Genomic DNA, 25,636 nt, shown 5'->3' on the forward strand with positions numbered 1-25,636 from the left:
TTAATGTAAATTAAAATACACTACTCAACATACATTTCCTTCTCTCTAAACTTCCCATTACACACTTCTCCCCACTAAAATCCTTTAACTTTTTGCTACACCAATTCCTCAAAATCCCCTTCACATAAGCTAACGTTTTCTTATTATTTTCAAACGCAATTTTAAGTGCCTCTAACACTTTCTCTCCAGAAAGTCTTTGTATCCAATTCTTCAATTCTTTCACAATATATGGGGATAAACTACTAATATTTTGTTCATAAAACTTATAAACTTCACTATTTGGAACGTCCTCTTCTATACGTTCTACCTCTTCCGCTTCTTCTTTCTCTTCAATAACTACTTGTGAACTACTATTATCCTCTTCTTTTGGCATACCAAAATGCTGCAATAATAATGGAATCGTGTATTCTTCTTCAAGGCATTTACGTAAAAAGATATGTATGAACTCATTACTTTTTACAGTCTTTAACTCACGTAATACGCACTTTTCTACATTCGTATTTGAAATAGGGTTATAGTGTAACCAGTTTATTATGAATACCTCTTTCGTTTCCGTATCATATAAAATCTTTCCATACTCAACAAACCTGTTTAGCAACTTCTCAACAGTCTCCATACTATAACCTGTTTCAAGCTCTGCCACACGCTTCGGTAATATGTAAATACCACATTGCTTCGTTTTCGTACCAGTTAACAAATATATGTAAAAATAACGCTCCTCTGGCGTTAAATCTAATATGAATTCATCTTGCCAAAAGTTCACCTGCACATTACGGTATACCGCCATATGTTTCCCTCCACTCTTTGCTAGTAAATAAGAAGATTTTAATCCTTCATTATAAAAATAGGAATGCGGGAATGGTTTTGGCATTCGAATTACAATTTTTTTTACTACTACAACGCCGGTTTCATTTTTTCGTGCTTGTTTTGTTCTTGTAGTTGTTTTTGTGTTTGTTTTTGTTTTTTCTGAGTGATTTATTACTTGGTAGGGGCTTATGAGGGGCTTGGAAGGGCATTCTGCATTACAATCTATGAAATACAATTTGTTCTTCCTACTAAATAGGAGCTATTCCAAATTATTATTTTGGATAGCTCCTTTCAAATTCTTCTTATTTTTTACTTCTACCAATGTCAGCTTCTACATACAATTTATTCTGCTATTTGCAGGCAGTAAAACTCTCATTTCAAAATTCGGTGAATAAACTGCTCGATTGCAACGCGAGTGGCCCCACTGATTAAAGTTTTATTTTATTTTTGCATTGAATCTAACATCTTCACAATAAAGGCAGCTGCCTGTCCACGAGTTGCTGTGCCTCGAGGATCAAACTCATTATTTCCAATACCATTAACTACCTTTAGACTGTATAATCGTTGAACCGATTCTTTGTATGTTATTAAATGCTTATCTGTAAATGGTAATGCTACTAACTCACCTGTAATTCCTTTGTATCGTAATGCTTTGTCAATCATAATAGATACTTCTTCACGAGTAATTGGTGAGTTAGGATCAAAAATCCCTTCACCACGACCATTAATAATTCCTGCACTTGCACAACGTTTAATACCGTCATGAAGTGATGGATGTGCCTCATTAATATCTACAAATGATTTATTTCCCTCTGGTAGTTTAAGAGCATTCGAGATTAATTTCGCAAACTCGGCTCTCGTTACATTTCGATATGGCGCAAATACACCATTGCCTTCGCCTTGCATAATACCTAGACTGTTTAATTTACGAATATGCCCTTCAAACCAGCCACCTGTAATATCATCTTTTGGTTTTTGTACTTCTTCCTTAGGTTTTTGTACTTCTTCCTTAGGCTTTTGTACTTCTTCCTTAGGTACATTGTAGTTAATTTTAATCCAACTTGGGTCATAGAAAATCCATTCTCCATTACCTACTTTATACCAACCATTTTTAACCGCTAATACTTTGTAACGATCTCCGTTTGAAGCTTTACGTACAACACGATGTTCAATACCCGCATCACTACGTACATTGATGCCACTACCATTTACCACTAGTTCCATGCTAGGTTCAGCTGGATTATTTTCATTTGGATCAAATGATTCATTTTTATCTTGTAAAGGCGTATCAATCTGCGCATTTATATTTGCATACCATTGAATTCCTTGTACGAAACCAGCCCAATTACCACGTGAAATTAAAATGTCAGGACATTTTTTCCCGCTCCATTGTTGATGCTTGTAAATATGATCTGCACCAATTCCTTCTTTGTTCATTAAATAACCTGCAAGTCGTTTTGCGTTTTCTAAAGCTTTATTGTAATCACCGTCTTGGTTAACCGCAATCTCGATACCGATAGACTCCCTGTTTCCTGATCCATCTCCATCTCCTGCATGCCAACCGTTTTCATTTGTTGGTAAGTGCTGATAGATTTGTTTATCGTCTACTGTAAAATGCCATGAAGCTGTTCGGAACGTCCCCTCTGTTGCTTGTTTATACAAATATTTCGCATGATTTTCAGCATTAGCACCAGCGGCCGTATTTGCCGTCTCATGGATTGTAATGTAACGTGCTTTCATCGGATTTGCAGGACGAATATCAGAGTTTCCTGCTGGAACAATCCACTCTACAAATGGAACTCCTGCAAGTGTTCCATATTTCTTCGTACTCGGTGCACTATATTGAATACCTCTTGGCTTTGCAACAGGTTTCATTTGACGATCAGATCCATCATTTCGACCATCTACAGATTCAAATGCCTTTTCAATATTTGAAATAGCTTCCTTTTCTGCTACTTGCCCCTTCTTTGCATCTTTCATTTTGTTTAATTCTTCTGTTTCATCATGTTTATGCTTATATTCTTCTAAAAGCATTTTTTCATTTTCAGATACTTCTGCTTCGTTAACTTGTACATGATCAGGAACTTCCAACTTGAAATTAGAATAATTTAATCCGCTCGTTCCATGTTCTCCTTCAGCAATATTTAGTTGATCAGTTTGAGATTTGTTTATCTCTTCTGCTGATGCTAATAAAGGTACACTCCCTAAAATCACTAGACTTGTTGATAGTGCGATTACTTGTTGTTTGATTGTCTTATTCATTATTATAAATAGATATACACACATTTTCGCCGTGTATATATCTCAACCTCCTTTTGTTGTCATATTAATTTTAAAAATACGAATCTACTATGTACTTCTAATATATTTTCTTTTTATTTATATATTTAAATTATATTATTTTATGCCCATTAAGAAAATATTTATATGTCATCCCTACAAATGAATTTCATCTAACATACTTTTTACAAAATCCGTCAACAAAAATTATTTTACAACTAATTACCAATACCGTCAAAAGCATTTTCAACGATCCACACTTTAATAGCTATAGTAAATGCTATTTCTTTCACATTATATACTATTACAAATTACCTTTAACTTGTCCGACAATTTCGTTTATCGTATTTCGATCAAACTTATCACTAATTTCGTATGGCTCACGATCTCCTACGAATTGCACGCCTACAATATCATTGCGATCCTTACCGTATTGCACTTCAATAATAGATCCACGCTCTATTTGTTTCCAAATGAGACCTACTTCATCTTTATTATCTAAAATAATGCAGTCTTCAATATTTTCATCAATCCCAATTAACTTGTTATCATCTATATATCCAATCTCGTATTGTTGCCGTTCTTTCGCTTTTCCGCTTACTAGTATACCTTTGCTACCATATGAGTAATCCGTATAGTCCTTTTTCTCCTTTTGTACCCCTTTCGGCTTTTGTGCTTCAGTTTTTTCAGCAGCTCCACAACCTGTAATAAGACTGATTGGCATAACCATAGTTAATACTACTCTAGTAAATTTCTTTATCATTTATAACTAACCTCACATACTTAATTTAAAATGCTATTTATTTCCTTATTATAAAATAACATGATAATACAGAGAAAGAGCCAAAGATAAAATATTATTTACATCCGTATTGTCCCTCCCTTTACATTAATATAGTATCCTCATAAGTATGAATAGCTAGGCTTTCAAAATTAATACGGGAATATTATAGAAAGTAGACATCCTACTCACATACGATTAGTATTAGAATTGAAAATATATAAGCTAGATGATTACTTATATTAAGGAAGGAAGTGCACAGCTATGGATTTTAAAACAGTCATGCAAGAGCTTGAAGCCCTTGGTAAGGAAAGAACGAAAAAAACATACATCTCTAACGGTGCACACGAGCCAGTTTTTGGCGTAGCTACAGGTGCTATGAAACCAATCGCTAAGAAAATAAAAGTAAATCAAGAGTTAGCTGAGGAACTTTATGCTACAGGTAACTACGATGCTATGTACTTTGCAGGCATTATTGCAGATCCAAAAGCTATGAATGAGTCTGATTTTGATCACTGGATGGACGGGGCATATTTTTATATGCTATCTGATTATGTGGTAGCAGTAACTTTATCGGAGTCAACTATCGCCCAAGACGTTGCGGATAAATGGATTGCAAGTGGGGATGAGCTACGAATGTCAGCGGGCTGGAGTTGCTACTGCTGGCTTTTAGGAAATCGCAAAGACAATGAATTTGTCGAAAGCAAAATTTCCGATATGCTTGAAATTGTAAAAAATACAATTCATGCTGCGCCAGAACGAACAAAATCTGCTATGAATAATTTTATAAATACTGTAGCAATTTCATATGTGCCACTACACGAAAAAGCAATCGAGACTGCAAAAGAAGTTGGTATAGTTGAAGTAAAACGTGATAATAAAAAAAGCAGTTTGTTAAATGCTTCCGAAAGTATTCAGAAAGAAGTCGATAGAGGAAGAGTTGGTTTCAAACGTAAATACGTTAGATGTTAGATTATTAAAAAAGGTGTCAATCAAGAAAGATTGGCACCTTTTTTAATGTAGAAGTAGAAAATGAACTACCTCCCTAAAAATAATTCATTTCCCTCTTTACAACTTATATGTTAGAAATTTCTTCTTTCACTTTATACACCCTATCTCTTTTCTCATCGTTTTTAACAAAAGTAAGCTTTCCTTCTGTAACAAAACCTTCCAATGCTAAGCATACTTGTCCATATGCTTTTGGCTTATTCGTTGTAAATCTTTCATCTGATATTTTACCAGATCGTATTAATTGTTCGCATAACTCCAGTGCACTTATTTCTTCAGAATCCATTAATTCCAATATATCTTTTTGCAATGCTGATAAAGGTGCAGGTATTTCGGCTACCTCTACCTTTTCTTTTTTATCTTCTTTTTCGTCTTCAAATAAATCTTCAAATGAAATTTGATTCATTACATCTTTTCCTTTCTCATAACGAATTTGCTTAACATGAACTGAACCCTATATGTACTAGAACTTTTACATTTAGTTATTGTTATGTAGTCCTTACCTCTTTACATAGATTTTATAACTCATGTACATTATTTTAAGTAGTATATTTCCATTATACCAAATATACGTTCTGTCATCTATTGTAGAATTCGTTATTACTGAACTGAAATCAATAGTGAATATCCGGTGCACAAATCATGCAAACAAAAAAATGCTAATCGCATTGTTTGAACTACTTCCACATGTCTATCAAGCTAAGAAAAACGAACATCCAAAATAAAAAAGCGAGGTTACTATTGTAGTACCTGAAAAGCAGGCAGTCTTTAAGGCTTAGTTAAGTAAGTATTCTATGTTGTGAATGAAAAAGGATCTGATATGAATATCAGATCCTTTTTCATTGCTTCTTTTATAAATGTAACTTTTTTATACATACATCGTTTCACACGATAACTGGTTCATACGTGCTTACATTATCATACACTGTTTTCGCAATTCTAGGAGGAAGATTAACACACCCTCCAAATCTGACTTTTTAATAGAATCAAAGTGTATTTTTACTTACCAGACTTAATTTTTTCGTTATATTCTTCTAAAGTTAACCCTTTTTCTTTTAGATAAACAGCAACTTCTTTTCCTACATAACGATAGTGCCATGGCTCATACTTAATGCCAGTAATATTCTCTTTATCTTTTGGATAGCGGAGAGTAAATCCATACTCTGCAGCATTCTTATCTAACCATTTGAATGCATCGGTAGTTTCAAATTTTGCATTTAAATCTTCTACAGTATTCTGCCATTCAACTGAAATAATGTCTAACGCTAATCCAGTATGATGTTCACTTGCACCAGGATACTGAAGATATTCCAATGCTTTAGCACTAGCTTCTTTGTCCGACAAACCTTGAGATTTATAGCTTTTAACTGAAGCATCATAATACGTTTGTTGTAATTTTATAGCTCGATAACCTGATCTTAAATAAAGATTGATTCCCTCTTTTTTTGCAGCTGCTACCATATCCTGATAGGAAGTTGCAATTCTACTATCTATTTTCATATTCGGCTTAGCATTTTGGGTAATACTTGTTAATTCAATTCCTAGTTCCTTTGATAACATATGCTCTCTATTTACAAGAATAATTCTCCAATCATTAGGATCAGAGATAGGTAAAACATCTTTTTTATTCGCATGTATCTCTTTTTTATTTTTATCGTTATTATTAGTAGTTTCCTGAGATGTTTGCTTTCCACTACAAGCAGCAAGACTCCATCCCATTGCCAATACCAATGCTAAAATTATAAATTTTTTAATTGTATCTCATTCCCTTTTTGTTTATTAGTCTTTATACCAATTTCCCAACACGTCTCTAGGAATCTCCTTGAAATCCTTCAAAGAAACGGGGCCGACAAATTTTTTAATTCCATGTTTTTTAGACTCTTCATCCGAATAATCTTTTAAAAATTGAATTTTAAATTGTTTCTTACCATCAGCGTAGTCGGTTACTGTCGGTACGATTGCCGCTTGTCGTATACCAAAAGTTTTATCTTCATACTCAACAAATTGTACATAAGATAATCCTCCAACCAATGTTTCTAATTTTTCTTGCGCAGAAATAAGATTTCCAAGAGAATAATAGATTAGCGTTTCATGTCCATCTTTATTTTGTTTCCACTCAATTGGTTGAATTACATGTGGATGATTTCCAATTACTACATCTACACCTAAATCTGTTAAATATTGAGCAACTTCTTTTTGTTGCTTTGAAGGTGTAGATGTATATTCTACTCCCCAATGCACCATAACAATCACCATATCAGAGCTACTCTTTGCCTTTTCCACATCATTTTGTATCGCTTTTTTATCAATTAAATTTAAAGCCCAAGACTTATCAGCCGGAATTTTAATTCCATTCGTACCATATGTATAATTTAGTAACGCAAAGCGAATACCATTTTTGGTAATCGTTTTTATTTCATTACGCTCGTTTTGACTCTCATTAATGCCTACTGGGATAACATCCGGATATTTCTTCCAGTATTCTCTTGTATTCGCAACACCTTTAATACCCATATCCATAGCATGATTTGTCGCTTGAGTCACTATATTGAATCCAGTGTCCACTAAAGATTGGCCTACTTCTTCAGGTGTATTGAAAGTCGGATATCCCTGTACTTTTAGATTATTTCCTGCAATTGGAGTCTCCTGGTTCACGATAGCAAGATCACTTGATTTAACAGCTTTTTTGATATTTTCATAAATATAGTTATAATCATATGAACCGTCTTTTTGTTTGCCATCTTTAATTACTGCGTCATGATATAAATTATCACCCGTTGCTAGTAAATTCACAACCGATTTTACTTTTTTATCTTCCGTAAAATTAGGAGACTGTTGGATAGGACTCTTCTCTACCCAATTTGGTGCTTTTAATGATGTATCTATATTAGATTCAGCCGGTGGTAATGAAGCTTTAGATGTCTTAACATCTGTATTACCACAAGCAGTTAAAAGCACTAAAAAAATAAGACATAATAAAAAAAACTTTTTACTTCTCTGTAAAGTATCTAACATGTGATCCTCTTTTCTGTTTTATTACTTATAACCAGTTCTAACAAATCATTCTTTAAAACAACGTATTTTGGTTTTACCCTTAATTATGGAAGGACACTCTGTTACATCTGCTTCGGAATATACAGATAATCATTTTCCATTCTCTAGCAATCTATCAATTCCATCAGAATTGATAGATTGCTAGAGAAACATGATCCATCAGGATGTCGACTAGTTTCATATACCTGTTCCAATTGCAATAACTCGTTTAATCTAAACAAGATAGAAGAATAGTTCATATAGCCTCTTCTCTTGCTTTACGTTTGTGAGTGGCTCCAAAAAGAGGGGATCGTTGCTGTACCCCCTTTAAATATTATGGAATCATTGTAACTAATTTCTTTACGTTAAGCGACAAACATTATACCGATAACAATAAGTAAGACCCAAGAACTTATTTTACCAATATACAAAAAAAGTAGCAATCTTTTGACCCATATAAAGAAGCCAATTAGGAGAAATGAAAGGGAGATTCATTTTAATTAATTCCTTCCTTCATTGATTAATAAAAAAACAAGCCACCCAGCTATTGGATGGCTCTATACGATAAAGAGAATTTGTTATTGGATTACTTCAATTTCCCTTCAAAAACAATCTTCCTACCGCACGGCTCAACTACTGTTTTGCCGTCTTTCTTTACTTCATGAAAGATCGGCTCTTCCATACGACGAGACGGAGCGTAGCCTTCTTGCTCCATACGTGTTAAGCAGTCTGTAATTGTTTCATTTTCTAGTACTTCAAATTTCTTTTTATTAGGTTGTTTTGTCATGCCCTAACCTACTTTCTATTTTTCTTGATGCGAATTGATTCTTCATGTAGACCATATATAACATTGCTAGAATTCCCATTATAATCATAACCGCAATAAAAAAGCTTGTATACTGTATTTTCTCTATAAATACGCCGCCTAATACAGGCCCTATAATACTTCCTAAACTAAAAGCGATTCCGGATAATATATTACCTGCCGGTAGTAAATGTCTCGGTAATAAATCAGTCATAAATCCAAGCCCTAAAGAGAAACACGATCCAATAACCATACCCGCTAAAAGCATGCAGGCAAAGACGATCCAGTAATATTGATCAAATACGGCGGCAAGTAGAAAAATGCCCGTACTTATGCTAAACGTCCACGTTAATATACGATCCCTTCCGTATTTATCACTCAATATACCGAGTGGAATCTGTGTAATAATACCCCCAACTGCAAATGCTGGTAATAAGAAGGATACATCTGAAACAGACCACCCTTTACGAAGTGCGTATACTGGTAAGTTACTATTTAACATGGCCTCAAGTACACCGTATGCAAGTGGTCCTAGTAACGCAATCCACCCTAATCCAACAACTTGTTTATAACGAGAAAATGATGATTCACTCTTCACTTCTCTTTCATCTTGCGCTGGGAATGCATTTTTTGTTGGAAGTAGTAAAAGCCAACCTATTAAACAAAGTATAGTAGATATAATAAATGGTGTTGCAAGACCGTACTGCACAGTGCTTGCTAAATACGGACCAACAGCAAAACCAATTCCGAAGAATACACCGTATATCGATACTTGTCTCCCTATTTTACTTGGATCTGATGTTGTCGTGATCCACGTTTGTGTTCCGACATGAAGCATATGATCTCCGACTCCAACTAGAAATCTAAGGATAAACCATACCCAAAACGAAAATGTTTGTGTAAAAAAGAATAATGAAATAATAACGAGAAAACCACCTATAACAATAATTGGCTTCATTCCAAACCTTTGCATCGGTTTTTCAAGAAACGGCGAAATAACTAATATCCCGATGTACAATGCCGTCGCATGAATACCGTTAATACTTGAACTAACCCCTTCTTGTTCAAAAATCATTGCAATGGCAGGTAAGAGCATTCCTTGTGATAAACCAGAAATTGCTACAATCCCAACCATAATCCAAAATGTAAAACGCATTGACATCCTTTGTCCCTCTCCTTCTCACGCTTCCACTTTTCATTATAAACTGTTTTTTCAAATGCGTGTACGAATATTCACAATAAAAAAGAAGCTAAAAGAATGAACCTTTTAGCTTCCTACCCTTCCCAAACTTGCGCTTTCACATTGTTATGAAATTGCTTGAAATACGGATTCTTATAAAATGCAGTTCCATATAAGTATTGCTGTGCGTTAGCGATTGGTGGCTGCGGATATTGCATTTGTAAAGGAACTACAGCTGGCGAAACTTGCATATACAGCGGGTTTATCATCATTTTTGTATATGCGTAATGATTATATGGCGCATAAGCGATGAAAAATGGTTGATGCATTGATAATCTCCCCTTTAACATACAAATGTTATAGTATATGCAATACTGTTCATTTCGGGGATTATTTCTATTCTAACCAATCCTCTACATGTTTTATAAATACATCTAAACAATCAATAAACGGCGAGTGACCGCAATCTTCTAATACCTTCAACTCTGCATTTGGCAAATGTTTCGCTAATTCCTCACCGACTACTTGCGGTACGACATAATCTCTATCACCTTGTATGACGAGTGTCGGCGCTTTAATACGATGAATTTGTTTACTTCCCTCTACAACCCCATTATATTCATCTGAAATATTAAATGTAATGAGCGCATAATTCACATCTACGAAATTACGTTGCGTTAACATATCATCTAAATACTTTTCATAACGGTCCGGTTCAGGTTGATTATGTGTATATATTAATAGATTCCATACTGTACGGTAATATAGTTTGTTCATATTTTTTATCGCATCTAATACTGGAGCGATTTGTACTGGATCTTGCGCAATTTCTTCTTTCGTCTTTACTAAACTTGATACAATCGGCTGCCCATTCGTATCTTTTTTAAAAATTGGGTATCCTTTCATTCCTACTGATTCTACTAAAATTAACTTTTCTACAAAAGTTGGGTGATTCGCTGTAAATTGCATCGCAACGCCACCGCCCATTGACCAGCCCATTAATGAGAATTTCTCTAGCTTTAACTCGTCGATAAATAATTTTACATCGTCTGCAAAGTCTTGTAATGAATCTATGGACTGATTATACGTTGATTGTCCAAACCCTCTTAAATCAAGAGCGTAAATATGGTATTGATCTTGCAACTTTTCAATAACTAAATCCCAGTGTTGTGACGATGTCATGTTCCCGTGAATGAGTACAAGAATATCTGTATTTCGCCTTCCAACTTCCTGATATGCAATCGTTTCTCCGTTCGATAGTGAAACAAACTCCATTGTTGCAGGCTTAATCATCACAAGTTCCCCCATTCTATTTAATAGAAAGAAAATTCTTTACTTAATTAAAGAATAGCACGTAGAATATACGTTCGCAACATAAAACCTATAAGAATTTTTTACATAAATCAACATGTCTATTACTAGACAATTATTATAAAAAAGTATATAGTTAGCTAGGTAACTAATTTGAAAGGATCAAAATACATGGACGAAAAACAACATTTTTTTCATATCGTCAGCCAGACTTCTCGAAAGTTTACGAAGAAATTTAATGAACGTGTATCTCCAACTGGGTTATTTAGTGCGCAGTGGGCTGTTATTTTCCGCATTAATCAAACTGGTTCTTGTACGCAAACAGAATTATGCCAATATTTAAATGTTGAATCACCAACGATGACTCGTACGTTAACACGTATGGAAACGATGGGATGGATTATTCGTACAGAAGGTAAAGATCGCCGCGAGAAGCTCATTTCTTTATCCGAAACAGCGATAAAGATGATTCCAGTATGGCAAGAAGAAGTTGATACTTTCGAAGAAAAAACGCTAGAAGGTATTAATGAAGATGATTTACATCAAGCATTTCAAGTGTTACAACAAATTATTAAAAATTTAGATTAAATTGGAGGGATGACGATGCAAAGTGAGAAACTTTGGACGAAGGATTTCCTCGGAACTTGTTTTAGTAGTCTATTTCTCTTCTTAACATTTTACATGCTTATGACTACTCTGCCTGTCTATGTAATAGACGGCCTAAAAGGAAAACCTGAGGAAATTGGTTTAGTTGCAACTGTGTTTCTTATTTCTTCTGTTTTATGTAGACCATTCACAGGAAAATGGCTCGATGATTTAGGAAGAAAGAAAATATTATTTATTTCACTTTCATTATTTTTAGCCGCTACTGTTATGTATTTCGGTGCGCAAAGTTTATTCTTATTACTTGCCCTTCGCTTCTTGCACGGTATTGGGTTCGGGATGGCAACGACAGCTACTGGTACGATTGTAACTGATGTTGCGCCAGCTCATAGACGAGGCGAAGCACTTGCATATTTCGGCGTATTTATGAGTCTGCCGATGGTAATTGGTCCTTTTTTAGGTTTAACAATTATTTCTCATTTTTCGTTTACTGTGTTATTTATCGTTTGTTCCGTATTTTCATTACTTGCATTTTTATTAGGACTACTTGTAAATATTCCGCATGAAGCACCTGTGAGCAAACAAAAACGTGAAAAAATGAAATGGAAAGACTTAATCGAACCATCTTCTATTCCGATTGCACTTACAGGATTTGTTTTAGCCTTTTCTTATAGTGGTATTTTATCCTTTATTCCTATTTATGCGAAAGAACTCGGGTTAAGTGAAATTGCAAGTTATTTCTTCATTGTATATGCACTTGTCGTTGTCATTTCTCGTCCATTTACAGGAAAGATTTTTGATCGCTTCGGTGAAAATGTACTTGTTTACCCTGCTATCATTATTTTCACAATCGGAATGTTCATATTAAGCCAAGCACAAACTTCATTTTGGTTCCTTGGCGCAGGTATGCTAATCGGTTTAGGTTACGGAACATTAATTCCGAGTTTCCAAACGATTGCGATTTCTGCTGCTCCAAACCATAGACGTGGTTCTGCGACAGCTACGTATTTCTCATTCTTTGATAGTGGTATTGGCTTTGGTTCTTTCATTTTAGGTATTGTCGCAGCGAAATCTAGTTATCATAATATGTATTTTATCGCAGCTATTATCGTTGCTTTCACTTTACTTTTATATTATGGATTACACGGACGAAAACAAAAATTCAAAAAACAACCTACAGACGGAAAAATTTCCGCTTAACGTTAATAAGGAAAGTAAACTTCCCCGTTTACTTTCCTTATTTTGTATTTCCTTCAAGACGAGCGTATACTTATAGTAGAAATAAAAAGGAGGGCCATATATGAAACTAAAAAAATCTCCCCTACTCTTACTTTTACTAACATTCATATTTGTAATTACAGGGCTTGGGTTTACTTACTTCAAACAAAATAAAACGACCCCATCAAAACATAATGTGACAAAAGAAAACTGGTTAAATGACCCTTACTTACGTTGGTCGTATACCCATATGAAAGAATTCACTTTAGTTAATGACGTAAAAAACAATCCTGACCAAATTGCTCACTTCCCTTTCGCATTGCAAAACTTAGACGATTTTGCTGTGGAGCGTAGATTCGGAAATACAACTCCTCTAAAAAAACTTTTAGACGATAACAAAACGGATGCTTTTGTCGTTGTACATAATGGACAACTTGTATATGAACGATATTTCAATGGGTATAAACAGAATGAACCTCATGGTATGGCATCATTAGCAAAAGTCTTTACCGGGGCAATTATACAATCTCTCGCTGAAGAAAATCGTATCGATTTAGAGAAAACAGCTGACACTTACATAAAAGAATTAAAAAACACACCGTTCGGAAAAGCGACACTTCAGCAATTAATGGACATGCAAGTTTCAGCAGAATACCCGACCCACGGATATGAGCAGCCTGGGCTAGAAAATCAAGATGCACAATTATATTTAGCTAGCAATATTTTACCCCGCGGCAAAAATTACGACGGTCCGATGAAAATTTATGATATGTTACAAGAAGCAGAAGAAACTGCACCGCCTGGTTCTGCCTTTTCTTACAATAACGGATCAACAGAAACGCTCGCTTGGGTTATTCGAACTATTACTGGTAAATCATTAGCTGAAAATGTTAGCGAACGAATTTGGTCTCAAATTGGTATGGAAGAAAACGCGTATTACGTTACAGATGAAACGAAAATAGAACAAGCAAGCGCTGGCTTAAATGCAACTGCTAGAGATATGGCGAGATTCGGGCAATTACTATTAAACAACGGGGAATATAACGGAAAACAAATTCTCCCTTCTTCTATTACTGAAGATATAAAAAATGTCCAAGAAGGTGAACTTGCAATTAGCCCTGGAGCTTCCATTTCTTATCATAATCAATGGTGGATTCCCCACAATGAACAGGGTGCTTTTGAAGTGTTAGGTAGTTACGGACAAACACTTTACATCGATCCGAAAGCAAATATGGTAATTGTCCACTTCTCTTCTAACGCTACGCCAAGTAATGAAATACATTCAGTTTACTCAAATATGTATATTGATATTTCACATCATTTAGAGAAGCTTCCACAGTAGTGGAAGCTTCTTCTTGTTGGGATATTTTATTTATAATCCTATATATTAGAAGATACTGAAAGAACAACTGCTTCAAACACACCTATCAAAATTTATATAAGCAGTTTACATGTTTAATTAAGTGTTTAACTAATACATCCACACCTTTTGGAGAATTCGTTAAAACACTTCCCTTACAAAGATTGTCTGTTCATATTCGTCGAAAATTTCTTCTATTGATGAAAATAGAGTTTCTTCCGGGATGATGAACTTTATTTTTTGACCAGTTTGCAACAGTTGCTTTGAAGCCAGCTAGTAACCTTTCTCTATACTATCCCTATAAGTGCTACCCCATTTACAACCGTTTTTCTTCTAGTATATTAAAAGCAGAATCTGATACGAGGCTCTATATCAATCTATCAATAAATTACCACTCTTATAAATATCTGAATTTTCTTTATATTGAAGGTTATCTCCCAAATAACCTCGAATAATTGTAATACATATACATAAGGAGGTTGATCTATTTTGTTTCGTTCCTTTACAAATGGTTGCGTCGCCTTAGTGCAACGCTTCTTGCCAGAACCGTTTATTTTATCATGTTTACTAACTGTTTTCGTTATCTGCTTTGGTATGTTTGCGACTCACCAAACACCTGTAGAAATGATTAATCACTGGGGTAATGGAATTTGGGGACTCCTCGCCTTTTCTATGCAAATGGCACTTGTACTCGTGACTGGATCTGCTTTAGCAAATGCTCCTCTTATTAAAAAAGGATTAACGAAAGCTGCCAGACTACCGAAAACGAATGGACAAGGTATTATTGCCATTTCCATTGTAAGTTTACTTGGTGCATACATAAACTGGGGCTTTGGAATTGTTGTATCTGTTTTATACGCAAAAGAAGTGGCAAGGCAACTGGACGGATTAGATTATAGACTAGCAATTGCCTCTTCTTACTCTGGATTTCTCATTTGGCATGCCGGTCTTTCTGCCTCTATCCCTCTTACGTTAGCAACAGGCGGTGAAACGTTAATTAAAACGACTGCTGGAAGTATTAAAGAGGCAATTCCGATAACAGAAACGTTATTCTCACCATACGCTCTCGTTCCAGTTATTATTTTTCTCGTTACGATGCCTCTCATTAATAAAGCGATGCATCCAGATGAAAAACATACGATAACTGTAGATCCTAGCGTGTTCCATGAAGAAGCTGCTGCTCAAGAAGTAGAAAAAAATACATTCGCTGAAAAAATGGAAAATAGCATCATTATTACACTTTGCGTTGGATTGTTAGGTCTCATTTATATTTTCAATTACTTTTATACGAAAGGATTTAATCTTACTCTCGATATCGTGATTTTTATGTTATTAATTGCTGGACTTATTTTCCACCGCACTCCGATTCAGTATATTCGCGCTTTTTCAGACTCTACGAAAAGTGCCTCTGGCATTTTACTTCAATTTCCGTTTTACGCAGGAATTATGGGCATGATGATTGGAGCAAATAGTGAAGGACTTTCACTTGGAGGAGCTATTTCTAATTTCTTTATTAGCATTTCAAACGAATCAACTTTCCCGCTCTTTACTTTTTTAAGTGCTGGTATCGTTAATATTTTCGTTCCATCTGGTGGCGGTCAATGGGCCGTGCAAGCACCAATTATGATTCCAGCTGGCGCTGAACTTGGTGTACCTGCTGCAAAAACTGCAATGGCCATTGCGTGGGGCGATGCTTGGACGAATTTAATTCAACCTTTCTGGGCATTACCAGCATTAGCGATAGCTGGTTTAGGTGCTCGTGACATTATGGGATTTTGCGTTGTGAACTTACTATATGCAGGTTTTATCATTAGTCTATGCTTCTTATTTATTTAAACGAAAAGCTAGTTTTATACTAGCTTTTTTACATAATAAATGACTTATTTCCCACGCGATTTATAATCTTCTCCCACTCTAACTCCGTAAGATGTAATGACTCAAATGCAAAAAAATCTTCGCAAATTTTTCCAATCAAGTATGGATGTTCCCTCAAAAAATTCCACTGTAACGCTTTAGGAAGAAAATATGTTTCATATTCTTTACTTCCCCTTACTACCTCATCTACTTCTCTTTCACAAATTCCTCTTATTAAATAATCATTTCTTAACTCTATTTGAATTTGTTGAAATGTATCGCTGCATTTTTTCAATTGAAGTAAACACGTAATATACTTTCGAAAAAGTTCGTTATCATACTGACAACAGTTTATAATACGATCGACTTCATTCATAATGTACGAGCCTTTTCTTCTATTTGTAATAACCATTTTTCGCGCTTTGATACTTTACTCGTTTTCACAGATTGAAACACTGACCGTTTTATATCACGAATGCCACAAAAACGTAAAACACCTCTCTTCATCATAATCCAATCTGCTGATCGATATAACAATGCGACGTACCATAGAGGCGAGTCTAACGTATTAATAACCCACGCTTTTTTCCCTTGCAATAATCCTTTCGGCAGAGCCCCTTCATATTTATAAGCAAATTCAGCTACGAAAATACGGTCAATAAAACCTTTTAAAATAGCTGGCATCCCCCACCACCATATTGGATAGATGAATAGAATTGTATCTGCTTCTTCTACTAACGTTCTGTATCGAGCTGTTTCTTCTTCATTTACTAAATCACGTCTTTTCTTCTCTTCATTAAATACGAGGACTGGATCAAATTGTTCTTTGTATAAATCAAGTACGGTAACTGAATGATTTGTTTCCTGTAGTCCTTTTTGCACATGATTTAAAATCGCCGCATTAAAACTTGAAGGACTAGGATGAGCGTATACAATTAGTACGTTCACTACATAACAACTCCCTCTATAAGTTAAAGTTTCCCCTTCTTTAACATCTTCTCTACAATTTGCATGTTTTTCGAACTTTGCAACAGTCGATTTAATACAGTAAGTAACTCTTCTTTTTCTAAATCTTTCAGTTTCTCTTTAACTGCACTCTCACCAGCACCTTGAATATCATAAACAACTGCCGCCATATGTTTACAATAATTTTCATACGGACATTCGCAACTACTTTTTGAAAAATCTTCGAGATCAATAACTACTTCATAATTCCCTGCATTTCCAGTAACGAAAGCAAACACTTTGTTATCTTGTATTTCAACATCTTCTACATGTCCATCTTCATAATATTCATATCCCTTATCTACAACGTACTTTGGGATCCATTTCGTTATATCTTTTAATAAGTAAGCGTACATAATTGTACCCCTTCCTTTAATTCCCTTTTGACTTCCAAACCCCTGCATGTTATTCTAAGAACTGTTAAATAGCAAGTCTATTTTGCAAAACGACTGACACCTATTCGGCGAAGGTGTCTCTTTTCATTTGCAGCCGATACGAATTGCCTCTTTCAGGCACATTCAATTTTTGACACTACACACTCAACACCATTCCCTGTATCAGGCTGCTTAAGCAGTCTTTTACTCTACATACTCCGTTATTTTAAAAAAAAGAGAGCTTAGCTCCCTTTTCTCGCCTTATAAAATACCCCTTTTTCAGTATAGAGATATTCATCAGCTAATGTAATTTTCCCATCCAGTTTCAGTTCATCTAATAGTCTTGATAAATAAAATTGATGTAACATCTTTTTCGTGAATTTTCCTTCATGATGCGAAACGATATGTTCTTGAATATCTAACAATGATATTGGCTTATCTTGCTCTATCATATATTCATAAACTGTACTACGCAGTTTTACGTATTTTTCGAGTGTCACAGCAATGCGCAACCCCTTTCTTCTTAATATAAATTTTCGTAATCGGTTTTTTTGCAACAAAAAAACCTCTCCGATAAGAAGAAGTTACGTATATATCTTCGTCTTATCTCCCAGAACAAATATGTTCTGCTGGAATTAGCACCTGCATCGCGGTTGCTGGGTTTCATCGGGCCAGTCCCTCCACCTCTCTGGATAAGAAAATATTCACTTAATTCTTACTATACGTAATTTCATTTTAATTGTCAAACAAATATAACAAATAATATTTTCTTCTTTACTGTTCATACTATACATATATGAATATGCAAGGAGGATTATGAAATGCATCAAAATGCTCGCGGATATGTACAAGATTCTTTTCAATCATTACAAGAAGCAAAACATTGTTTAGAAGAAGCATTACAGACTGTTGAAAAAGATTTTAATCGCGCTCGTATTGAGCAATCCCTTTATGCGATCGAACAAGCTATTCAACGCTGCGATTACACCGTTCACATTTTAGAACAAGATTGAAAAAACTTCCCATCATAAGGTGGGAAGTTTTTTCAAATGGCATACTTCATAATTATTGCCGTTATGATTAAAAAATATACAGAATTCACAATTTCTAAAATCCCTACTTTTATAATAGAAATTTTTTTGCCATACAATATAATGGCTCGAATGACACTTGGTATAAAAATAAGGGAGCACCACGGATTAATTGCAAATACAATGATTGTTAATAGAATATGATAACCCCAAGATATAAAACGATACTTCGGATTATTTTTCTCACGTATCATCGTTTTCACATAAAACGTACTACCTAAAAAGTATAAGAATGAAATAAGTGCAATGAATAATGCTGTATGATCGATTTGTTTCATTGAAAAATAATAACTAATTAACCCACCAACACAAAACACAATGATCGCACAAATATCATTTAATAGTGCCCTTTCATTTTTTTGACGAGCATAATGCATATTTACTATAAATAGTGGAATCATGACTATTACGAATAAAAGAATGCGCCATTCATATAATAGAGAAATCATCCCAAATACGAACGCAATAATAAAATATACAATTGAAGCATGTAAATACTCTTTTTTTCGTTTTTGTTTTATGTGCATAAGGAATGGATACGTAGCTAAATAGATAAAGAACCAAGCTATAAACAATGGAATGTGATATATAGTAGGTTTTCCAAGTATGACACTTAATAGAAATGGTATAGCAAGCATCGCCCATGCACCATGTTGCTTCGGAATAACTAACTTCATTAACTATACACCTCCCTTTTGAAAATAGTTCTCACCTATTATTATACGAATAATTTTATATAGTAACGGATATATATTGGACTATTTTTTGACAATAAAAAATGCTCCTTACAATATGTAAGAAGCATGAAAGAGGCAAACGAATATGTAAGTCGCGACCCTACCTTATATGAGTATGCTTTTCTATGCTATGTTATGCTTATCTAATATACCGTATTTCTTTTTAAATCTTGTGAGAATCGTAATCCAAGAAGTACTAAATAATAGTAAGAAGACAACATTCGAAATTGCATGGCTCAAATCGAAATAAAAACTTGCGATGTAATACGAAATGACTGTTTCCCACGTTGCCTCTCGTATAAAACCGAGAAGTCCCCAGAAATTCATAATCCAGCCAAATAAAAATCCAACAAACAATCCGTACAGGAGTCTTCCCCATAGCTTTTTCATTAAAAATGTATTACGCAATAATCCAGCTATAAAACCAATCATACCCCATGAAAACATTTGCCACGGCGTCCACGGACCTTGCCCTAAAAAGATGTTAGACACAATCGCTGCTGTTGCACCGATCATAAAACCCGCTTCACTTCCAAACACAATTGCAGAAACGATAATAACAAAAGAAGTTGGTTGTACACTCGGTAAAATAGAAAATGGTACGCGGCTAACTGCTGCAATTGCTGCTAATACAGCAACGAGAACAATTTCACGTGAAACAAACGCCTTTCTTTCAAAACGGATATAGAAAGGTAACATAATAACAACTAATAAAAACAAACTACTTAACATGTAATAACCGTCCATAATAAGTGTAGTAAAGAGTAATGTGCCTATTATTACTGCAAAAATACATATTATGAATGCAACATATCGTTTGGACACGCTTCGTACACATCCTCCCACGTTAATGCATATGGCAATTCTTTTCGAATGAATCGATTGATAGATGTTGTATAAAAGAAGTTGCCGCTAAAAAATTCTTTCGGTGCATCATTCATAATGACTGTCCCATCAAATAACATCATACATTGATCAACGTATTTCGCAGCGAACTCAATGTCATGCGTTGCCATTACAATTGTTGTTCCTTCTTTTTGCAGCTTCCTAAATAGTTCTCCTACTCTTTCTTTCTTCCATGGATCTAATCCCTTTGTCGGTTCATCAAGTAATAATAACGTTGGCTTTGATAATAACGTTGTACATAATGCAAGAAGTTGTTGCTCTCCTCCGCTACAATCATGCGGATGGCGTTCTTTAAGCGAATACAACCAAAACTGTTTTAGCGTATCTTCTGCTATTTCTTTTCCTTGTTCTCCATATAATTCACGTGCACGTTCATACACCTCATCCCACACTGTATCAAATGTAAAATGATAATATGGATACTGCGATACATACCCAATACTTTTAAACCGTTCTTTCGAATCAATTTTATGTATCACTTTCCCGTTCCACTTTACTTTCCCTCTTCTCGCTTTTTGTAATCCTGCTAAAATTGTTAACAGTGTAGACTTACCTGTACCGTTCTTCCCAACGAGCGCTACCCATTTTCCTTTTTCAATCGAAACTGATAAATCACGTAAAATAAGCGGACTATTTTTTTCGTACTGGAATGAAATATGCTCTGCGCTTAAAATTACCTCTTGCTTTTCACTTTGTGCTATTGGCTCATTTACATATGATATCGCTGAAAAATTATTCATTTTCATTTGCGCCTCTCGCACCGTAAACGGAATATCTCTCACATTCCACTCTAAAAATAGCCTTGGAATTTGCGGAATAAATGGACGGAATGTTTCTACTCCCCACATATTCGTAATAACAGTTTTAGGACTACCATCATACATAATACAGCCATTATCCATACAAACAACGCGTGTTGCAAGCGGGATAACTTCATCTAAACGATGTTCACTTAAAATAATCGTAATTCCAAGTTCTTCATTAATCCGTTTTAATAATCCTAAAAACTCTTTTGCAGCAATTGGATCTAATTGTGCTGTCGGTTCATCTAATAATAATAACTTTGGCTGCATAACTAATACCGCAGCTAAATTAACAAGTTGCTTTTGCCCACCAGATAACGTGTGAACAGATTGATGCAATAAATCTTGAAATCCTAAAAAGCTAATAAGCTCTGCTATTCGTTTTTGAATAATATGTGATGGTAACCCAATATTTTCTAAAGAAAATGCTAATTCTTGAATAACTGTATCCATTACGAGTTGATTTTCTGGATTTTGAAATACCATACCAATTTCTTGAGCAGATAACAAATCAGGTACATTTTCTAATAAAGTACCATCATAATATGTATCCCCAGTACGCTTACCAATTGGAAGTAATTCTTTTTTAAAATGTTTTAATAAAGTCGTCTTCCCGGATCCTGATCCGCCGGCAAGTGCAATAAACTCTCCTTTTTGAACAGAAAGAGAAATATGCTGTAACGCTTTTTCGTTTTCATCAGTATATACAAATGATAAATTGTTTATTTCTGCATGCGCCACCATAACCATTCCCTTCCTTCCATTATAATTGGTAAACTAATAAACATCGTAAATACGATAAACATCATCCCATCGTATTGCTGAAATAAAATAGATTCGACTTTCGGATAAATGATTAACTTTCCTCCGCCATACGTACTACATATGATAGCAATTATAAATAGAATACTTAAATAACTGAGCGTATACCAATCTCGTTTTTCCATTCTATAGCGAATATATGTCGTACGTTTCGTTACACCAAATCCACGAGCTTGCATAGAATCTGCCGTTTGCAGTGCATCTTCCAATGAACAAATTAATAATACTTGCAGCAATTGCATACCATTTTTGACGCGTTCAATTATCGAACCTGAATCTACCTGCACACCTTTCGTCTTTTGAACGAGTGTGATTTTCTTTAATCGCCTTATAAACAAAGGAACAAATCTCACTGTAATCATCGTTAACAATGCAACTTTCGGTGAAATTCTTGAAAACAAATATAAAAATTTATGACTGGAAATAATATCATTGTATGACGCAAACGTAAACATAACTGCAACTAGTAATAACCCCATTACTATTCCAAACATAATCGCCTCAAGCTTAATACGGCTATCACCTAACCAAAACAACGTAGTTCGACCTCTATGCGTTAATAACGAATTAAATAAAATTACCATAAAAAAGAAAACAATTGTGCTCGGTAGCATCTTTCTTATCTTTTCGCTATTTCCTTGCATCACATTTAACATAATAATTAATACTATTGCTCCAATTAAAAAAAGAGGATGAAGACACATCATACATAGTATCATCACCCCGATATAATAGAAAAAATTCACAAAAGGATGTAAAGAAGAAAAACTTATTTTCATAGCCCTTTACCGAATGCCTTTCTTATTGTAATACGTATACCCACTCAATTGTATCTCCTGGTTTTACCGTAGCTACACCAGCACTATGGTTTGGAAAAGCACCGTTCACACGATATTTCCATCCACTAGTATCCGCAATATCTTTTTCATATAAATCATTAATACCTTTTACATAAATACTATCTCTAGATCCGCTTGCATCAACATCTAATCCTGTACGTTGTAATACTTTATACACAGTATCGCCATCTTGTACATCCATCTTTTTCGCACCCATTATATATCCGTTATTTCCTTTTACCGAGATTGTTACTTGTTTTGCTTTAGGTACTGGTGGTACTGGTGGTGGCACTGGGTTTGATGGTGGTACCGGTGTTGGTGGAGCTGGTACACTATTGTTCTCTTCTGACTTTTTCTTTTGCTCCTGCTTCGGTGTTTCTTTCGGCTGATTCACAACCTTTGCTTCTTCTTTTACTTCTGGTGCTTTCGGTTGTTGTTTCTCTTCTTGTGCTTGTTGCTGCTCTGGTTGCTTATTTACAGCCGGCTGTTCTTTCGGTTGTTCCTGTTGTTTCTCTTCTTTCTTTACCTCTGGTTGTGCCTGCGGCTTTTCCTCTTTCGGCTTCTCTTCTACTTTTTGTTCTTGTTTCTCTTTCTGCTCTTCTTGCTGCTTTTGCTCTGATTCAGCTTGCTTTTCTTCTGTTTTTTCTTCCGGCTTCGCTTCATCTTTTTGTTCTTCTTGTTTCGCTACCTCTTCTTGCTTCGGTTCTACCTTCTTCTCAGGCTTTACAGCTGCCTCTTCACATCCGGCAAGTAGCCCAAGCGAAAGCAGTAAAGAAATGAACCATTTCACCTTACTCATCCTATCTCTCACCTTTCATACGAAAATTAGGAGCAAATAATTGCTCCTAATTTTTTGTTAAGCTGCTTTACGTCTCCATAATACATATGCAGAAGCAATACATAATACACCCATACCTACTTCTGTTGCTGCACTATGAGAAGATGCTCCTGTTTTTGGTAGACTGTTACCGTTTCCGATTTTTTTATTCTTAACCGGTTCGTTATCTACAACTACTTTTAGATTTTCATCTTTTGTTTCTTGTTGTACTTGGTTTTGTTCTTTCGGTTCTTCAGTAACTTCTTTTTCTACTACATTATTTTCTGGTTCAACGACCTTTTCTGGCTCTTCAATCGGTTTTGGCTTAATTACATCACCAGCGTCTACATTAGACCAATCATAAATAGATTTTCCCATTTCCTTAAATTGAAGTAATGCTAAAAGAGCCTGTTCTGTAGCCATTCCGTTACCATTTTGATCACTTGGTAACCATTTAAATTCACCATTTGAAAGTTGATATGATAATAGGTTTTGCATTGCCTTATGAAGAAGATTTTGATCTACATCTTTAACAAGTGATAATCCAATAATTGCTTGCGCAGTACTATTTGAATTTTCTTGTCCATCAGCTGAAAAACCGCCATTTTGCAGCTGTTCGTTATATAAATACGCAACAGCTTTTTGTATAGCTGGTTTCACATCTGATCGCTCTTGATAAGGAGCTAATGCTGATAAAACCATACCTGTTACATCAACGCTACTAGCACTATCTTTACTACCTGAACTATTATAAGTCCATCCACCGTCTGTATGCTGATTATTTAACAGTGCTTCCACTAGAGCGACTCTGTTCCATTTTGATTCAACTGGAATCTCATACTTCTTCGTATCAAATGCAAGTAAAGCAAATGCATAACCTGTAACAGAATTCACTTTATCTGACTCATACAATTTTTGAACTAAATTATGTCCACCTACATTTTTAGGGTCTGCACTCATTGCATTCATCATAATAATTGTTCTAGCTAAATCTGTCGCTGAAAAGCGATTAATGCGCTTTTCTACTTTTTCAGTTACTGACTTAACATAATTTAATTTTGCCTCAATTGGCACATTCTTTCCAGAACGAGAAAGCGCTACAGCTACCCAATCACTTTCAATTCCATCTTGTAACATCTTGTCTGATGTTTTAGAAATGGCTTCATTTAATTGTGCACTTGGAACTTGAATGTTCTCTTGCTGTGGTTGTTCTGGTTTTTTCCCATCTGGCGTTTTACCGTCTTGATCACCTTGGTTTTTCTCATCTGGCGTTTTACTGTCTTGATCACCTTGGTTTTTCCCATCTGGTTTTTCACCGTCTTGATCACCTTGGTTTTTCCCATCTGGTGTTTTACCGTCTTGGTCACCTTGATTTTTCCCATCTGGTGTTTTACCGTCTTGGTCACCTTGATTTTTCCCATCTGGTGTTTTACCGTCTTGACCTTCTGGTTTTGGTTCTTCTGTTTTGCCACCGTTAGGTTCTTCTGTTTTACACGTTCCGAACTTATCTAACGTTTCTTTCAATGTTTCCTGGCTCATATTGCTCCAGTCTGAAACAAAGCGAAAGACAACAACATCTCCAGACTCTAATTTATAACTATCTGCCCCAACTTGTGCAGATGTATCATTTACATCGTATGTCCAACCACTTGTAGCTCCGGCCATTAAACCATCGATGCCTTTTACATATGTTCCAAACGACATCGTTTCAGATTCTACTTTGTCCCCCATGACCTTTTGCAGCAAACTTAAAGCTGTTTCCCCATCTTTAATTTGCTCTTCTTTCGGACATAACATAATGCCTTTTTGTGATTCCCCAATAATTGCAAGTTTTGCTGTATTTCCTTCAGCAAACGTAATATGTACTGTATTCGCAAAAGAAACAAATACAAGTGTCACTGCCATTAAAGACGTAAGCAGCCATTTTTTCAACATCGCCATCCCAAAATTTCCTCCCTTACTACCATTTACACAAAAAAAGGCCCTTCAAGGGCGTGCGATT

General features: G+C 35.1%; 26 protein-coding genes and 1 riboswitch. Of the genes, 6 read left to right on the plus strand and 20 right to left on the minus strand.

Features of this window, described 5'->3' with window-relative positions; all coding sequences use genetic code 11:
* Positions 1 to 10 precede the first annotated feature (10 nt).
* The 3 genes from AC3EMB_RS15880 to AC3EMB_RS15890 all read right to left on the minus strand — a co-directional run bounded on the left by AC3EMB_RS15880 (position 11) and on the right by AC3EMB_RS15890 (position 3,850).
* Positions 11 to 787: a DnaD domain-containing protein gene (locus AC3EMB_RS15880; protein ID WP_098126809.1), complete on the minus strand. Its 777-nt coding sequence runs from the start codon at positions 785 to 787 to the stop codon at positions 11 to 13.
* A 461-nt stretch (positions 788 to 1,248) separates the two neighbouring features.
* Positions 1,249 to 3,069, minus strand: coding sequence for an S-layer homology domain-containing protein (locus tag AC3EMB_RS15885; RefSeq protein ID WP_197241122.1), 1,821 nt, complete (start codon positions 3,067 to 3,069; stop codon positions 1,249 to 1,251).
* 322 nt (positions 3,070 to 3,391) lie between these two features.
* Positions 3,392 to 3,850 carry a hypothetical protein gene (locus tag AC3EMB_RS15890; protein ID WP_000591650.1) on the minus strand — a complete coding sequence of 153 codons (459 nt, stop codon included), beginning with the start codon at positions 3,848 to 3,850 and terminating at the stop codon, positions 3,392 to 3,394.
* A gap of 282 nt (positions 3,851 to 4,132) precedes the next feature.
* On the opposite strand from AC3EMB_RS15890, the gene AC3EMB_RS15895 reads away from it, so the two are divergent.
* Positions 4,133 to 4,840: a DNA alkylation repair protein gene (locus tag AC3EMB_RS15895; protein ID WP_197241123.1), complete on the plus strand. Its 708-nt coding sequence runs from the start codon at positions 4,133 to 4,135 to the stop codon at positions 4,838 to 4,840.
* Positions 4,841 to 4,943: 103 nt separating this feature from the next.
* Here AC3EMB_RS15895 and AC3EMB_RS15900 read toward each other — a convergent pair whose 3' ends face one another.
* The 7 genes from AC3EMB_RS15900 to phaZ all read right to left on the minus strand — a co-directional run bounded on the left by AC3EMB_RS15900 (position 4,944) and on the right by phaZ (position 11,187).
* Positions 4,944 to 5,282: a DUF3895 domain-containing protein gene (locus AC3EMB_RS15900; protein ID WP_001071898.1), complete on the minus strand. Its 339-nt coding sequence runs from the start codon at positions 5,280 to 5,282 to the stop codon at positions 4,944 to 4,946.
* Positions 5,283 to 5,875: 593 nt separating this feature from the next.
* Positions 5,876 to 6,607: a M15 family metallopeptidase gene (locus AC3EMB_RS15905; RefSeq protein ID WP_000241993.1), complete on the minus strand. Its 732-nt coding sequence runs from the start codon at positions 6,605 to 6,607 to the stop codon at positions 5,876 to 5,878.
* 48 nt (positions 6,608 to 6,655) lie between these two features.
* A complete protein-coding gene (locus AC3EMB_RS15910) occupies positions 6,656 to 7,891 on the minus strand; it encodes a CapA family protein (protein ID WP_000887596.1) in 1,236 nt (411 codons plus the stop codon).
* Positions 7,892 to 8,495: 604 nt separating this feature from the next.
* Positions 8,496 to 8,696 (minus strand): NETI motif-containing protein, encoded by a 201-nt coding sequence (locus AC3EMB_RS15915; protein ID WP_000166307.1) that lies wholly within the window; start codon positions 8,694 to 8,696, stop codon positions 8,496 to 8,498.
* Positions 8,680 to 9,876 (minus strand): MFS transporter, encoded by a 1,197-nt coding sequence (locus AC3EMB_RS15920; protein WP_488517130.1) that lies wholly within the window; start codon positions 9,874 to 9,876, stop codon positions 8,680 to 8,682. The genes AC3EMB_RS15915 and AC3EMB_RS15920 overlap by 17 nt, the downstream gene beginning before the upstream one ends.
* A gap of 113 nt (positions 9,877 to 9,989) precedes the next feature.
* Entirely contained in the window at positions 9,990 to 10,223 is a 234-nt protein-coding gene (locus AC3EMB_RS15925) for a hypothetical protein (RefSeq protein WP_141241014.1), read from the minus strand.
* Between the two features lie 67 nt (positions 10,224 to 10,290).
* Positions 10,291 to 11,187 carry an intracellular short-chain-length polyhydroxyalkanoate depolymerase gene (gene phaZ, locus AC3EMB_RS15930; RefSeq protein WP_366988150.1) on the minus strand — a complete coding sequence of 299 codons (897 nt, stop codon included), beginning with the start codon at positions 11,185 to 11,187 and terminating at the stop codon, positions 10,291 to 10,293.
* A 189-nt stretch (positions 11,188 to 11,376) separates the two neighbouring features.
* On the opposite strand from phaZ, the gene AC3EMB_RS15935 reads away from it, so the two are divergent.
* The 4 genes from AC3EMB_RS15935 to AC3EMB_RS15950 all read left to right on the plus strand — a co-directional run bounded on the left by AC3EMB_RS15935 (position 11,377) and on the right by AC3EMB_RS15950 (position 16,222).
* Positions 11,377 to 11,793, plus strand: a complete 417-nt coding sequence (locus AC3EMB_RS15935; RefSeq protein ID WP_000343680.1) for a MarR family winged helix-turn-helix transcriptional regulator — start codon at positions 11,377 to 11,379, stop codon at positions 11,791 to 11,793.
* Positions 11,794 to 11,808: 15 nt separating this feature from the next.
* Positions 11,809 to 13,008 carry an MFS transporter gene (locus AC3EMB_RS15940; protein WP_001190333.1) on the plus strand — a complete coding sequence of 400 codons (1,200 nt, stop codon included), beginning with the start codon at positions 11,809 to 11,811 and terminating at the stop codon, positions 13,006 to 13,008.
* 100 nt (positions 13,009 to 13,108) lie between these two features.
* Complete coding sequence (locus AC3EMB_RS15945; RefSeq protein ID WP_423096944.1) at positions 13,109 to 14,368, plus strand: serine hydrolase domain-containing protein; 1,260 nt, start codon at positions 13,109 to 13,111, stop codon at positions 14,366 to 14,368.
* 507 nt (positions 14,369 to 14,875) lie between these two features.
* On the plus strand, positions 14,876 to 16,222 hold the full coding sequence (locus AC3EMB_RS15950) for a short-chain fatty acid transporter (protein ID WP_423115417.1): 1,347 nt from the start codon (positions 14,876 to 14,878) through the stop codon (positions 16,220 to 16,222).
* A 28-nt stretch (positions 16,223 to 16,250) separates the two neighbouring features.
* On the opposite strand, the gene AC3EMB_RS15955 is transcribed toward AC3EMB_RS15950, so the two are convergent.
* From AC3EMB_RS15955 to AC3EMB_RS15970, 4 genes are all read right to left on the minus strand, one after another.
* On the minus strand, positions 16,251 to 16,616 hold the full coding sequence (locus AC3EMB_RS15955) for a group-specific protein (protein ID WP_423096948.1): 366 nt from the start codon (positions 16,614 to 16,616) through the stop codon (positions 16,251 to 16,253).
* Positions 16,613 to 17,188 carry an NAD(P)H-dependent oxidoreductase gene (locus tag AC3EMB_RS15960; RefSeq protein ID WP_423096950.1) on the minus strand — a complete coding sequence of 192 codons (576 nt, stop codon included), beginning with the start codon at positions 17,186 to 17,188 and terminating at the stop codon, positions 16,613 to 16,615. Before AC3EMB_RS15960 ends, AC3EMB_RS15955 begins: the two co-directional genes overlap by 4 nt.
* Positions 17,189 to 17,211: 23 nt before the next feature.
* The gene (locus AC3EMB_RS15965) at positions 17,212 to 17,601 is read right to left on the minus strand and encodes an SWIM zinc finger family protein (RefSeq protein ID WP_366987413.1); all 390 of its coding nucleotides are present in this window, start codon (positions 17,599 to 17,601) and stop codon (positions 17,212 to 17,214) included.
* Between the two features lie 260 nt (positions 17,602 to 17,861).
* A complete protein-coding gene (locus AC3EMB_RS15970) occupies positions 17,862 to 18,179 on the minus strand; it encodes a hypothetical protein (protein ID WP_002094089.1) in 318 nt (105 codons plus the stop codon).
* Between the two features lie 40 nt (positions 18,180 to 18,219).
* Positions 18,220 to 18,318: riboswitch (SAM riboswitch) on the minus strand.
* A gap of 122 nt (positions 18,319 to 18,440) precedes the next feature.
* On the opposite strand from AC3EMB_RS15970, the gene AC3EMB_RS15975 reads away from it, so the two are divergent.
* Positions 18,441 to 18,632, plus strand: coding sequence for a hypothetical protein (locus AC3EMB_RS15975; protein WP_000554029.1), 192 nt, complete (start codon positions 18,441 to 18,443; stop codon positions 18,630 to 18,632).
* Positions 18,633 to 18,664: 32 nt separating this feature from the next.
* Here the strand turns inward: AC3EMB_RS15975 and AC3EMB_RS15980 are convergent, their stop codons facing one another.
* The 6 genes from AC3EMB_RS15980 to AC3EMB_RS16005 all read right to left on the minus strand — a co-directional run bounded on the left by AC3EMB_RS15980 (position 18,665) and on the right by AC3EMB_RS16005 (position 25,575).
* Entirely contained in the window at positions 18,665 to 19,387 is a 723-nt protein-coding gene (locus AC3EMB_RS15980; protein WP_488517131.1) for a YwiC-like family protein, read from the minus strand.
* Between the two features lie 183 nt (positions 19,388 to 19,570).
* Positions 19,571 to 20,272, minus strand: coding sequence for an ECF transporter S component (locus AC3EMB_RS15985; protein ID WP_023522507.1), 702 nt, complete (start codon positions 20,270 to 20,272; stop codon positions 19,571 to 19,573).
* On the minus strand, positions 20,245 to 21,906 hold the full coding sequence (locus tag AC3EMB_RS15990) for an ABC transporter ATP-binding protein (RefSeq protein WP_488517132.1): 1,662 nt from the start codon (positions 21,904 to 21,906) through the stop codon (positions 20,245 to 20,247). The genes AC3EMB_RS15985 and AC3EMB_RS15990 overlap by 28 nt, the downstream gene beginning before the upstream one ends.
* Positions 21,879 to 22,757, minus strand: coding sequence for an energy-coupling factor transporter transmembrane component T (locus AC3EMB_RS15995; RefSeq protein ID WP_015055161.1), 879 nt, complete (start codon positions 22,755 to 22,757; stop codon positions 21,879 to 21,881). The genes AC3EMB_RS15990 and AC3EMB_RS15995 overlap by 28 nt, the downstream gene beginning before the upstream one ends.
* A gap of 22 nt (positions 22,758 to 22,779) precedes the next feature.
* Positions 22,780 to 23,616: a DUF4430 domain-containing protein gene (locus AC3EMB_RS16000; RefSeq protein WP_095690499.1), complete on the minus strand. Its 837-nt coding sequence runs from the start codon at positions 23,614 to 23,616 to the stop codon at positions 22,780 to 22,782.
* Positions 23,617 to 23,673: 57 nt separating this feature from the next.
* On the minus strand, positions 23,674 to 25,575 hold the full coding sequence (locus tag AC3EMB_RS16005; protein ID WP_488517133.1) for a DUF4430 domain-containing protein: 1,902 nt from the start codon (positions 25,573 to 25,575) through the stop codon (positions 23,674 to 23,676).
* Positions 25,576 to 25,636: the final 61 nt, after the last annotated feature.

Source organism: Bacillus sp. LQ16 (assembly GCF_057784645.1).